This is a genomic window from Halobacteriovorax sp. ZH5_bin.2 (genome assembly GCF_043196375.1).
Lineage (GTDB): Bacteria > Bdellovibrionota > Bacteriovoracia > Bacteriovoracales > Bacteriovoracaceae > Halobacteriovorax_A.
In genome coordinates this window covers 233689-247837 of the sequence record NZ_JBEBMJ010000002.1, presented here as the reverse complement: position 1 = coordinate 247837, position 14149 = coordinate 233689, and the positions used below count along the sequence as shown (strand labels likewise).

Sequence of the window (14149 nt, the reverse complement as noted above, 5' to 3'; positions counted from 1 at the left end):
TGGCCTTGATATTTTAATTATTCAGCGTTTAAAACTTCAATTGCTTTTTCAATCCAACCTGACATGTAGTTAGTTAAGTCTTCTTTTGTCTCAACATAATTTACATCTGCTTGAACTGGAACGTTTTCAGAATTTAACTCATAGGCAGAGTCAATTCCTAAAAGATCACCAAATTGATGGCCTTGAACTCCATAGCCAAATAGCATATTTGGAATCTGAGTCGAAAATACGTTGTAGCGGTCCTTAAATTGCGTGTTATAGACGTCATTTGAGCGGTAGCCTGCACCTGTCCCGTTCGCATGAGTTCCGATTAATTTCGCTCTTTTTGAGCCTTGTAATAAGATGCTTGTGATATCACATGCTGAAATACAATTTGGTGAAACTAGGGCAACGATTTTACCATCAAATCCACCAACTTGTGGGTCTGCCGTAATGTCATAGTTTTGTGTTGCGCGTGAAAGCATTCTTCCTTCACTTGCTGCTTCAAAGAAAGCATCTGACTGCATTGTCCAATCACTACCATCAATGTCTTTGAAAATTTCTTTTACACCATAGTACTCGATAAGTTGTCTCATATAACGAGTAACAGCTGAAGCCCAAGTTGCGTTAGGGTATGATTGGCCTTGCTCTGTTAGCATCGATAGAAGTTGAGCAGGGTAGCCACCGTTTCCGCCGCCATTATTTCTAATATCTAAAATTAGGTTTAGGTTTTGAGCTTTAAAGAACTTTACATTCTTCCTTAGAGCTTCGATGAAAGATAGCTTCTCTCCCTTAAAGTACACAGTTGATACTGAAAAAGAGTTTACTTGCATATAAGCATAAGCTTTTGCTTCTTTAAGAATTAGAGCAGAGCGAACGATAGGACTTCCGCCACCATTTGCAGATGTCCAGTTTTCTAGCTCTATTGCTCCTGCTGGTAGACCCTCTGGGAGAGTTTCTACTTTAAGGCTCGTATCTTTTACGAAAGTTCTGTTTTGGTTATCCCATTTAAAGCGTAGTTCTTTAAGTTTTAAGAATCCTTTTTGATCTAGATAGAAAGAGATATCTTTCTTTCTTACGATACTTGTGTCACCTGAATAGTATAAAGGTAGACGAACTTTATGAGTTTCTTTTGTTTTTGCACTTTTAAACTCAATATCAAAGTATGGTTTAGTTGGGTATAGGAAGTAGCGCTCAATTAACATTGCAGCTGCACGTGATTTTGCAAACGCTGGGCTTGAAGCATCAATGTATGGAATAAGGGCATCAATTGCATCACTTACTTTTACACCGTCTACACTAATAAGCTCATCACCTAATTCGATCTTATTAAGGTAGTAGTTTTGTGTTTCAATAACCGACTTCTCAATTACTTTTGAATATTTAGATGCGAAGATAACTTTTCCGCTATCTTCAACTAGTTTTGTATTAAAACCTGATACGATCCAAGGAGGAGCAATATGAGTGCTTAGTCCAAAGTGAGTATCTTGAAAGTTTGCAATTAGCTTTCTTGCACGGTCATAGAATTCCATGTTGCTTCTAGACTGTGAAAGAGCATCATCAACATCAGCGATGGCCTTTTCAGCTTCAATTGCTTCATTAAATATCTTGTCACCGTCAACACCGATGCGCTTCTTCTTTACTTCCCATAGGGCGTATTCAGCTTTTGTCTGTTTATATAGATCTGTAATAATCTCAACTCGATCGATTTGATCGATATACCAAAAATTCTTGCCAGAAAATGCTGATTTATTGATTTGTGCTCCATAGCTAGAAACGGCCATGAAACTTAATAGTAGTAAGGACATTATCGTCTTCATTTTGCTCCTTTTGTGAATTGGGAAATCTAACAATCGTGCTGATACAAGTCATGTCCCTTAGCATTAAATACTGAAATTATTCATCGTTGGACATATTCGCAAGGTGGCACAATGGCACTAATAATTATTGTAAATATTATTCTTTTGACGGAATTTCCCAAAACTGTTGTTAGAAATTGAATAAGATTTCACTAGGCCCTTTCTAAGGGTGCAAATTTATAGGTATTATTAGTTTGCAGGATGAAATTGGGGAAATTTTAATAATCTTTTGTAATTTTACTTATGCTTAAGCTTATTTCTAAGATGTCCCCATCAAAAACTCTAACAGGAGAGAGTAATGATTAGACAATTAGCTGTATTGCCAGGTGTTATTGTTGGGACAGGGCGTCGTGTTAAGCGTATTTATCGATCGGAGCTTAGGTGTATTAATGAGCTCGATGAATTACAAGAGTTTCAACAACTCGCATACCAAAGAATTGGTGTTAAATTTCCTTTAGACTTTCTTGCTAGAAATAAGACATTTGCACTGTTTAATAAACACGGGCTAATGTGTGGTGGTTTTACTTTTGCGTTGGGAAGTGACTCTCGTGTTGTTAAAAGTTTACCTGATGAAGCCTTAGCGAAATTACAAAAAGACGTTCCAGATTTTGAAAATGATTTATTTGAAGCAACTGCGCTTTGGATGTCTCGTTATCAACGTTGTCGTCTGCTAGGAGTTTACTTTTGGCTAATGATGTATATTGAAGCATCACGCATGGGACGTAATTTTTATATTTATGCTTACTCAAGTGCCAAGCCAAAGCTTGGTGAGATCTATAATACAATACGCCCGTTTAGACTTTATAAAGGCTACACTAAAATGCTACCTGGTATGAGTGAGCCTGATGATGAAGTGATTGAGTATGGAACAATGATGAATGTACACCTTTCTTTTGGTCGCATTGTAATGTTCCTTTTAAAGAGATTACTAAAAGCTCGCTCAATTAAAAAAGTTAAATCTTATAGCTAGTCTCGCTAGCAAGGAGCGTTTGTATGTTGACCTTGGAAGAGGTCGTTGCCCCTTACTCACACATAAGGCTTGCGACTAAAGAAGATAACGAAGGGATCTTAAATTTCTATAAAGATATTCATATGGAAACCGGAGATGAAGCATTGTCATTTGATCGTGGCAATGACTTCTTCAAGTTTTATGAAAGAAAAGGCAATCACTTTTGGACTTTCTTATTTCTAAATGAGGACTTAAGCATTTGTGGTGTCGGAACAATTGTAAGACACCTGCGCTATGTTGACGGTGACTATCGTCCAGTGGCCTATTTTTGTGACCTAAGAGTCTCTCCTCAGGGTGGACGTCGAGCAAAAGTTCAGTGGAGAAAGTGTTTTGCTGATGTTATTGCTGCTCTGCCAAAGCTTTCGGATGATCGACGCTGTGAGATGGCCTATACTGCTATTCTTTCAGACAATGAAAAGGCCATTGCTTCCTTAACAAAAGGAGGGCGTGGTTATAACTATCGTTACATCAACAACTACCATGTCTATTCCGTAGTGATTCCTGCTATTTTTAATCCAACGTTTTATGATGTTAGAGAAATTCCTTTTTCTGATTTCTCAAAGTTCTATACCCAAGAGGCCCATGATTTAGACCTGATGGAAGAGGTTGATGACGTCGAAGGAAATGCTTATTATGGTGTTTTTGATGGTGGTAAGCTCTTATCTATCTTCATGATTTCTAATCGAGATCTTGGCCGCTCATATAAATTATATAATTTAAAACTCGCTAAGAAGTTTTTAACTAATATTGTTGAAATGATGGGGAGACCTAAGGTCGATAATGGAATTTTGAAAACATTAGAAATTCAATACCTTTGTTTTCAGTCACAAATGAGTAATGACGCAAAAAAAGATATCGTTTCCGCAATTATTAAATATTTAAAAGAGTCTAAGATTTTAAAACAGTATCATATTTGTAATCTCTACACGGGACAGGATGCAATTGAGTTCTCACCATTGATTGATGGGGTTGTTGTGGAGAATACAGGACATATGTTTGAAATTCACAGTGATGAAAATCAGGGTCTGTGGCCTAAGAGATCATTTCGTTTTGAAGGAAGTCTTCTGTGATCTGGCCTTTTAATATTATATCGAAACGCTACTTTAGTCGTGACTGGGTTGGTGTTTGGTATGAATTATTAAAAGAAAGGGGAGAAAATGATCAATGTGTTATTGGTCGGGCAAAGTGGCACGAGGGAAGTCTCTTGTCACCTGAGTATTTCGAGTACTCCCACTCTTTGATGGATGGAAGTGCTTCTATTCCATATTATCTTACTCAGCTCGGCGCCAAAAGAGGGCCGATTTATTCAAATTACAAGAAGAATATTTCATTTTGGCAGCATGTGAAACTTGCCTTAAGGGCCACTGATATTTCTCCTGCTGAGCCTCCTCAGTGGAAAGAGCAAAATGATATTAGGCCCAAAGATAATTATGAATTTGAGATAGGAGTACTCAATCATGAAGAAACAACGGCGTTTAATAACTTTCTAAAGGAAAATAAGCTCTCTCAAAATGTTGTACTTTTAGAACTTATTAATCTTCATGTTTTCTCTCTCATCAAAGATGAATGTCAAAATGAGCGCTACTCGTGGCTACTTCCTATCAATATTAGAGGGATTGTTAATAAGCATAATCCTTACGAAAATCACACTTCATTTGTTCAGCTGCGCCTAAATGCAAATTCTGATTATAGTGAAATTAGAAATAGCTTTTCTGAAAAAGTTAAAAATCTCAACCATATTGGGCTTTGGTGGGTCCACCATATAGGAGTACTATTTGGTAGAAACTATATGGCAAAACTTTCTAAAAATTCTGCATCAAAGAATTTTTGGCTTGGGACATTCTCAAATATAGGTGCTTGGAATGTTGAGGATGAAAGCTATAAGTCTCTTGGAAAAGATGAGGTTTGGTTTGCCACAACTCCTGGATCAAAGAATTTTCCCGTTGGTATTGTTGCCATGGAATTTAATGGACAACTAAGCCTAAGCATGAAAATTCATCCTTATATCGCTAAGGATAATAGAGGAGTGGCCAAGGCACTCCTCAATAAGATTATTGATGATATTAAATTTAATTACAGTTAAGAACTTGAACGGCCGGTGTTGAACCTTGAAGCTCACTAGCAACATTGGCCGGAAGACAGTAAACGTGAGCATTCCACTTTAGACCTTCTAGAAAGTAATCCACACGTCCTAATTCATTATCGTTATCAGTATTTTGCATAAAACGCTTAACGTTACCAACTCCTGCTGCATCTGCATCGGCAAGAGTTTCTTCAGGTAGGCCATATTGTCCATGAGCTAGACCAAAACCAACATATCCGTCAGCACACATACTTTGCTGACATGCTACGATTGCAAGTTTTTCACGATCTTTCATATGACCAGTCATTGGTTCAAAGTCTGAGTCAGGAAGATTTTGAAGCTCGCTTGATACATAACGATTCGTATAAGCAGAAACGTTAGCATAATTCTTTAACTGACATTTATTATTTTGCGGGTTGATATAACCAGTACAACAAAGATTCGCATCATCACCGGCCTGCATTTGAGTTCCCGCTGGCATACAACAAGCAAATTCATCACTTTCAAATACTGGCTTAAATTCATTTGCTTTTGATAATGGCTCATAGTCCGCAGAGTCAGCAAGCATGTAGCCATCGACACCATATTCTGGAGTTGCTGTATCATCTCGGTAAATCGGTTTACTACACTTATTATCAGTCATATCAACAACACCTGAGATATGATCCTTGATAACAATATTTGGAATTCCTGTTAATTCAAAATAACCAAGCCACTTTGTGATATCTTCTCCAATTGCATCTGGAATATCAACGAGAGAACAGCTTGATGTGTTTTGAGCTTCATTAGCGCTACAGTTTTGCTTTGATTGGTCAGCATAGTTGTAACATTTAAAGTCTTCAAGTGAGTCTTTGCCATGTGCCTGCATTTTGCTTGGTCCCCACTCATGGCCACCACCATTCACTTCTTTGTTAAAGCTTCGAACCCAGTTCTCGCTACAACACATTTTCTTTCCATATGTTGAAAGGGCCTTAAACTGAGAGTAGGCACTTGCTTCTGGGATTCCGGCATCCTTAGTTGCCATTGTCATTGTGTTGATACCGTCAGTTTGTCTTTCGTATTCAGTCAGAACATTTCCTGAAAAACGAGTTGCTGTCTTGGCCCCAATCTCTGCACCTGGAACTCTTGTTAAATCAACACCATCGCTATTAGTGATTGTTGAGTCGTTTGAAATTGGGTTCCCAAAGATATCAAGAGTAGGGACTTTAAATGTATTTCCCATCTGTGTACAACAGCGATTATTTCTGATGTCAAAGTCATCATCGCCAACACGTGCTGGCTGTGAACAAACTTGCTGCGTTTGCCAGAAAGAAAGCTCATACTGACTTGTTGCCGTAATAAGATCATCGATTGAGACACCTTTTGTATTATCAGTGACAAATTTAGATGCTGAGCAATCAAGGTCTGTAAAACATGTTGAGCCAGGAGCTCTAAGGCATGCATTAACTGGAAGTGCTTGCGAATCAACGTATGGTGCATTTTCATCTTCAAGATCTTTTAGAAGCTCATTATTAGTCAACCCTTCAAAGATTTCCAAGAAGTATGTACTTAGGTTTTGTGATCTTGATAGTAGTTGAAGGTCACTTGTTCTTGTTGTCACATCATTTACTCGATCAAAGGCAATATAGTCGCCAGTCGTATCAAAAGTAGGGCAACTTAGGAATGTGTTAGGGTTCACATTATTTTGTAGATCAGTAACAGTATTTCCCATATTACCAATAAAGTCTGGAACAAGAACGGATTCACGATCCATTGAAACCACAACATCTTCTAAGTTTGCATCGCGTCCTGGTAAGCAGAGTCCTTGTACATTATTTAGTAGTAGGTTTTTCTTTGCGTTTGAATTTGGAACTTCATTACCAATATAGTTGAACGGGCGACCAAGGGCCGGAGCTTCTAGTCCAACTGTTGAGACTAGATCTTCATCTGTATCAACTTGGCCATTTTGGAAGGCCAGTGAAGTTGCTTTACGTGAAATTCTATTGTTGAATTTATCATTATTGGCACCTTCAAGTGGCTGACAGTGATTGTTAAATGAACAACCATGTAGTCTCTTAGAACCAACTGTTGTGTAAGACTGAGAAGAGTTGTTAACAGTATTATATTCTGGAAGACAAGCTGCACCACGCCCACGGTAAACACATCTTTTTACTCCACCTGAAAATGTTCCTGTTAGAGAAAGTAGTCGATCAATATCGCTTTCTTGTGGAATTTCATTTCCATTGACATCAAAATTTGGAAAGGGAGATGAAAGTGTTGAAATATTCTCACATGCATAATCCCACCCTAGTGCTGAAACACATTCATTATCTGTGTTACAAGAGTGAATTTGCTGGCAAGTTGCACCATCTGTTGCGTAGTCCGTTGTCGGAATATTTGTACTTCCATTAATGACAGAGTCTTGTACTGTAACTGAATAACTATTTTCTACTGTTTGATCAGAAAATTTCGCATTAATCGCTAGAAAGAGCTTATTGCTAGTTGCTTTGATTCTTCTTTTTGAACCAACCGCAAACCATTTAACACCGTCAAATGATCCAATAACAGATCCATAGTTGAATCCATACCAGTCGCGATCATAGCCATTGGCAACCATAAAGTGTTGGGCCTTCATACGGTTTAGTCTTTGGTCTTGTTGGTCTTCGTAAGGTTGGTGAGTCCAAGCAAGCATTGTTGCTGGAACAAAACATGCACGGCCAAACAAGAAGTCATCTGAACGATACTTTGTTGTCTTCTTTCTCGATGATGTTGTTAGGTCTGGTTGGTAACCTGCTGGGCCATTTGTGAATTCGTTTGATAGATACTTCAAGCTTGAAGCGTAGTAATCATTTCCACAAGATGAACAACTCGAATAGTTTCCACCTGATACGAAGATATCATATGTTGTCCCTTCATTAACTGAAATCTCTTTTGCTGCCTTTGCTGCAGTACTTGTTAGATCAAAGCTTCCATAGATTTCATTAAAACCAACATAATCATTTAAGTTATTAGGTTTTGACTTATCTCCACTCGTATAAGCAAATGCTGTCCCTTCTTGCGCAAGATTTGGCTCAAGAATTACATCTGTTAATGTTAAGTCTTTTTTAGAGACACCATTACTATCAAAGTACCTCTGTGGTGCCGTTTTGGCCGAAAGATAAAATGATTGTTGTAGAGGAGCTTCCGGCTGATTTGAAACTAGGTAACATTGGTAATTAACAACCACGTCATTTGTGTCTCTAACTTCTTCAAGCGCACATTGTGTTAGTGAACACTTACAATATGTAGCAATCTCTTGTTGAGCAGCTTCTTTCGATGTCAGGATTGTCGGATACGTCGTTAAGTTAACATAGAAGATTATCTTAACTGTTTGCGAATCCTGAACAATGTAGTTATTTCCAAAGACAACTTCATTAATTGCTCCAACAGAAAGGGTCCATGAAGTATTTTGTGTTCTTGTTACTTGATCGACTTCAACTACTAGTTTATTGCTTAGATTTGCGTAATAAGGAATTTGGAAGCGTTGTGTTCCTGGATAGTGGTCCGTGGCCATCCCTTCATTTTGTCCTTGCTTATAGACTTTATAACATTGGGCCTGGAAATTATTAATACGCTTACATGAAACATCAGTGTAGGCATCAATCTCAAGGTTTTTGTACTTATTCGTTTCACTATATGGTGTTGTGATCTTAAGTTTAGTTGTATCTGTTAAATTATCGTTTTCCCCAGAGATACTTACTGTTCCAGCAACAATAGGTGCACCTTCTTTATAGATAACACCATTTTGATAGCGAATTTCGTGGATTGAGTTAGCAAATGGCTTTGTTCCTTTATATGTCGTCGCAAAATTTGTGTCGTCAATATTCGTTTCGTAATTTTCTTCTAGATCAGTGCGAGCACCTTCATAGATTGTTGTACAAATACCTCGTTCACCATCAAATGGAGTCGTACACTGATAAAGTTGTTTTAATCGGTTAAAGCGAATCGCTGCTTCTTCATCAGGAGTGTATTCATCACCAGGATCTGTTCCAGGAACTGAACCTGTTGTACAAATATTATAGTAATTAGGATAGTTGTAGATTGCTGATGGATTCAGATCAATCTCATTTAAAATTGTACTTGGGATATTTTCTGTCTTTGCAGATAAATCTTGAACGCATTGTCCGTTTAGACAGCAGTAATCACTTCCGTTACTTGTACATTGTGAGTCTTGCGAGCAAAGGTTTCCATTATCTGGTGTTCCGATATAAGTGAAGAATAGCTTGAACGAAATGCTATTACCAAGTGCTGTTGTGAGGTCATCTCCTGCACTTGTTGTTAAAAGAAGTGAGCTTGATGTTGTCGTGATATTTGAACATGTTGGACAAACATCGTCGACATCGTATTTTACTTTTGTTGAATTTAAGGCCTTACCTACGATAAATGATTGAACATCAAGATTGTCACAATAACTTTGTGTAATTGACTTATCAATTGTTCGATATGTAAATCTTAAGAAATATTCTTTTGAGTTCTCAGAGACATTGATTGTGTACTGAGGGAAGCCTACTGCAACAAGTGGAGTACCATTTTCAATACTAGGGAAGTTTACGACTGCACAGTACGTTTTATTGAGATTCTCTTTCACATAGTTGTGAATCCCACGCCCTCTTAGTGTAAGTTTGTCATCAAAGTAATTATCCATTTCAAATACAGAATCATAAGCATTTCCTGCATATTGAATATAGGCCCTTGAGTCATCGAAGCTTGGGTCGTTGATCTCTGTTTCTACACCATCGCTGTCACTGCTTGATGTAGAGCGATTATTAGCTGCCTGAGGTACGCATGAGCTTGCCATCATAAGCAATAGCGTAAACATCAGAATGAATTTAAACTGTTCCGTGTATTTCTTCATTTTCTATCCCAAATAGTTATCGTCTCAATCACGTAACTACTTAAGATTAATATAAAGTAAGGTTAAAATATGCCGCAGTAAAAACGAAGTAAAGTGAGTTATTAGGTGGTTACAGTATAAATCCATTGGATTTATCCTGAGCGTATGGCTCAGATATTAGGCAGCGGCCAATATTATTTACGTTGGCCACAATATTTGTCACTTTTGGTGTTCAACTTACAAGTTGGTTTTTGGCCCCAAAAATGCTCTCTAGCACTGTTAAGTTCGTGTAAATATTTAAGTTATTCAGATAATCCAAAGACCTAGAGGCCATTGCCTTTAATAAACTCTAGGAATAGCTATCCTATGACCTGTTCGAGGGTAGGATTATGAAAAGAGAAGAAAGAAAAGACGACGGGTCAATCTGGAGTTCATACTCAGATATGTTTACAACCGTTGCTGTTGTATTCCTTGTTATGTTCGTTTTTGCCATGATTAAAGTTGGTGTTAAGTCTCTTCAGCAAGCGCAGGAGAAGAAGAAGCACGAGCAGCAGCTTGAAGGAATGGTATCCAAAGAGCAGAAAATCAAAGAATTGAAGGCCAAGAATGAGATTGAGCAATCAATCACTGAGGTTACTGATTATAAGAACGTGATTAACCAGAAAATGGTCGAGCTTTCTAAGTTTGTTGAGAAACTTGAAAAGAATAAGAAGATCATGGAAGAGATGGTTGAGAACCAGACAAAGAAAGAATCAATTGTTGAAAAAGTTGGAAAACAACTTGATAAAGAAAAATATAAGTCAAAAAAGATCTCTCGTGAAAATACGGAACTAAAGAAAGAAATCAACGAAAAAGCTAAAGAGATGAAGAAGCGTCTTGAAGAGATTCGTAAGAATCAAGATGACCTACGTTCTAAAGAAGCGCAGCTTGATAAACTTTCTCGTATGATGGAGAGGCAAAAGAAAGAGGAGCAAGAGCTTCAAAAGAAAATTCAACAAATTGTTAAGCAGATGAAACAAAAGTCTCAAGAAAACGAGAAACTTTCTAAGAACCTTGAGCAAACTAAAGAGAAAATTAAAGAACAAGAACAAGAGCAAAAAAGAATTAAAACTGTTCTTGAATTCAAAGAAAAATCACTAATTGATCTTGAAAAACAAATAGAAGAACGTGACTCAATGCTAGCTAAGGCGCAGGATAAGAATAATATTCTTTATTCTAAAGTTGGTGAGCTAGATAAGAAAAAGAAGCAGGTAGAAGAGCAGAAAAAGAAAATTCAAGAAACACTTTTAAGTGTTGAGCAAGTAAAGACTCAGCAAGAAAAGAAGCTTAAGGAGTTAGAGCAAGAAATTACTAAGCAAACTCAAGATATCAAAAAGATTACTCAGGTGAAAACTAAGCTTGAAACAAAATTAGAAGTTGAGCAAAAGAAGGTTCGGGAACAACAGGCAGAAAATAAGCTTGTTAATAATGAAATAGTAAAGGTTAGATCGAAACTAGCTAACACTCTTCAAAAAGTTACAGAAGACACAAAGAAAATTCAAGAGCTTCAACAAGTAAAGCGTAAGAATGAAGAAATAATTGCTAAGGCAAATCGTGAGATTAAAGGGCGTATTATTGCTCAAGAAAAGCTTGAAAAAGAGATTGTTGAACAAAAGAAGGCCCAAGAGCAAGAGGTTCAAAAGCTTAATCAAGACCATACTCTAAAAGTAGAAAGTTTAAATAAGAAATACGCTAATATTATTTCTACAAAAGAGCATGAAATTAAAACTCTAAATGCTGAACACCAAAATAAAGTTGCAGATATCACAAAGCAATTTCAGAAAAAAGAGCAAACTCAAAAAGCTGGCTTTGAGAAGAAAGTCGCTGACTTAAATAAGAAATATCAAGCTGAACTAGATACAAAAGCAAAGCAACTTGCTGGTCAAAAGAAAGAATCTCAAGAAACCATTGCTCGTCTTAACTCTGATCATCAGAAAAAGGTGACTGATTTAACTAAGGCTTATGAGAAACAGCAACAAAATACAAAAATGGGTTATGAGTCAAAGATTGCTAATCTTAATAAGAAGTATCAAGGTGAACTTGATGTTAAAGAAAAGCAACTAGCTGGTCAAAAGAAACAGTCACAGGAAACGATTGCTAAACTTAATTCAGATCACGCAAAGAAAGTTGACGACTTAACTAAGTCATATGAGAAGAAGCAACAAGACACACAAATGGGTTATGAAACTCAGATTGCAAATCTTAATAAGAAGCACCAAGCAGAGCTTACATCTAAGCAACAACAGTTAGACGGACAAATTAAACAGTCTAAGGATACGATTGCAAAACTTAATGCTGATCATGCTGCGAAAGTGGATACGATCACTAAGTCTTACGAGAAGAAGCAACAAGATACAAAGATGGGTTATGAAACTCAAATTGCAAATCTTAATAAGAAGTTCCAGTCAGAACTTACATCCAAAGACCAGCAATTAGCAGGTCAAAAGAAAAAGTCACAAGAGACAATCGCTAAAATGAATGCTGATCATGCTAAGAAAGTTGCTGATCTGACAAAGTCTTATGAAAAGAAAGAACAAGATACGAAAATGGGTTATGAGACTCAAATTGCAAATTTAAATAAAAAGCATCAGTCTGAACTCGATACAAAAGAGGCTCAACTTGCTGGTACGATTAAAAAATCTAAAGAGACAATTGCTAAGTTAAATTCTGATCATGCTAAAAAGATTAATAATCTTGAAAAAATGCACAAAGATACTGAAGCAAAGACTAAAGCAGGTTATGAAACGAGAATTGCTGATTTAAATAAGAAATACCAGTCTGAGCTTGATACTAAAGAAAAACAATTAGCTGGTACAATCAAGAAATCTCAAGAGACAATTGCAAAGCTAAATTCAGACCACGCTAAGAAGATCACTGATTTAGAGAAGATGCATAAGAAATCAGAAGCAAAGCAAAAAGCTGGTTATGAATCACGCATCGCTGATTTAAATAAAAAATATCAAAGTGAACTTGATACCAAAGAAAAGCAACTTGCTGGTGTGAAAAAAGACGCTCAGTCGCAGATTGCTAAACTTAATGCCGATCACAAGCGTGAGCTAACAGACCTAACGAAACAATTTGAAAAGAATAAGGCCGATCAAAAAATGGCCTATGATAATCAAATCAAAGACCTGAAGGGAAAACATGCGCAGGCAATGGATTCAATGAAGGCCCAAAAAGACTCTCAAATTAAGAAACTTAATTCAGATGTTGCAGCTCGTGACGGTAAGATTGCAGGACTTAATGATGATGTGAAAGGACTTAAGTCAAATCTTGCTCGTTCACAACAGAGTAATAAAGGACTGAAAGGTGATATTAAAAACCTTCAATCTAAACTTGCTCAAGGTGATGCTAAGAATAAGGGCCTTGCTGGTGAAGTTGACCGCTTAAAAGCTATGGTTGGAAAACTTGAAGGTGATAAGAAGTCTCTAATGGCACAAAATGGTGGACTTAAAGATGCTCTAGGGCAAGCTGAAGGAAAGCTTAAAGGGATGTCAGAAGAAAACGGTGGCCTTAAAAAGGCGCTTGGTCAAGCCAAAGGTAAGCTTGCTGGTATGGCCGAAGAAAACGGAGGGCTAAAGAAAGCTCTAGGTGAAGCAAAAGGTAAAATGAAAGGCATGGGTGAGCAGATCGGTGGCCTTAAAAAGGCACTTGGTCAAGCTGAAGGTAAGCTAGCTGGCATGTCTGAAGAAAATGGTGGACTTAAGAAAGCTCTAGGTCAGGCAAAAGGCAAGATGAAAGGCATGGGTGAAGAAATCGGTGGCCTTAAAAAAGCACTTGGTCAGGCAAAAGGGAAAATGGCCGGTATGGGTAAAGAGATCGGTGGACTTAAGGAAGCTCTTGGTCAAGCAAAAGGCAAAATGGCCGGTATGGGTAAAGAGATCGGTGGACTTAAAGATGCCCTTGGGAAAGCGAAGGGGGAGCTAGCTGGTCTTGGAAAAGAAAATGGTGGACTTAAAGAAGCTCTAGGGCAGGCAAAAGGTAAGCTTGCTGGTATGGGTAAAGAAATAGGCGGTCTAAAAGAGGCCCTTGGACAAGCTAAAGGTAAGCTTGCCGGTATGGGTAAAGAGATCGGTGGACTTAAAGACGCTCTTGGGAAAGCTCGCGGTGAGCTAGCTGGTCTTGGTAAAGAGAACGGTGGACTTAAAGAGGCCCTTGGACAAGCTAAAGGTAAGCTTGCTGGTATGGGTAAAGAAATCGGTGGACTTAAAGATGCCCTTGGGAAAGCTCGCGGTGAGCTAGCTGGTCTCGGTAAAGAGAACGGTGGACTTAAAGAGGCCCTTGGACAAGCTAAAGGTAAGCTTGCTGGTATGGGTAAAGAAATCGGT

General features: G+C 37.8%; 6 protein-coding genes. 4 read left to right on the top strand and 2 right to left on the bottom strand.

What is annotated here, in order from left to right:
- Window positions 1–17 precede the first annotated feature (17 nt).
- The gene (locus ABMA76_RS06360) at window positions 18–1799 is read right to left on the bottom strand and encodes a S41 family peptidase (protein WP_393061163.1); all 1782 of its coding nucleotides are present in this window, start codon (window positions 1797–1799) and stop codon (window positions 18–20) included.
- Between the two features lie 337 nt (window positions 1800–2136).
- Between ABMA76_RS06360 and ABMA76_RS06355 the strand changes: the two genes are divergently transcribed.
- The 3 genes from ABMA76_RS06355 to ABMA76_RS06345 are packed head-to-tail and all read left to right on the top strand — an operon-like array spanning window position 2137 to window position 4930.
- Window positions 2137–2808 (top strand): hypothetical protein, encoded by a 672-nt coding sequence (locus ABMA76_RS06355; RefSeq protein WP_392855848.1) that lies wholly within the window; start codon window positions 2137–2139, stop codon window positions 2806–2808.
- A gap of 23 nt (window positions 2809–2831) precedes the next feature.
- Window positions 2832–3917: a hypothetical protein gene (locus ABMA76_RS06350; RefSeq protein WP_392907921.1), complete on the top strand. Its 1086-nt coding sequence runs from the start codon at window positions 2832–2834 to the stop codon at window positions 3915–3917.
- The gene (locus tag ABMA76_RS06345) at window positions 3914–4930 is read left to right on the top strand and encodes a hypothetical protein (protein ID WP_393061162.1); all 1017 of its coding nucleotides are present in this window, start codon (window positions 3914–3916) and stop codon (window positions 4928–4930) included. Before ABMA76_RS06350 ends, ABMA76_RS06345 begins: the two co-directional genes overlap by 4 nt.
- On the opposite strand, the gene ABMA76_RS06340 is transcribed toward ABMA76_RS06345, so the two are convergent.
- Window positions 4917–9803, bottom strand: coding sequence for a hypothetical protein (locus ABMA76_RS06340; protein WP_392907926.1), 4887 nt, complete (start codon window positions 9801–9803; stop codon window positions 4917–4919). The two genes, ABMA76_RS06345 and ABMA76_RS06340, sit on opposite strands and share 14 nt — an antisense overlap.
- A gap of 368 nt (window positions 9804–10171) precedes the next feature.
- On the opposite strand from ABMA76_RS06340, the gene ABMA76_RS06335 reads away from it, so the two are divergent.
- A partial coding sequence (locus tag ABMA76_RS06335) for a hypothetical protein (protein ID WP_393061160.1) occupies window positions 10172–14149 on the top strand: 3978 nt, incomplete at its 3' end.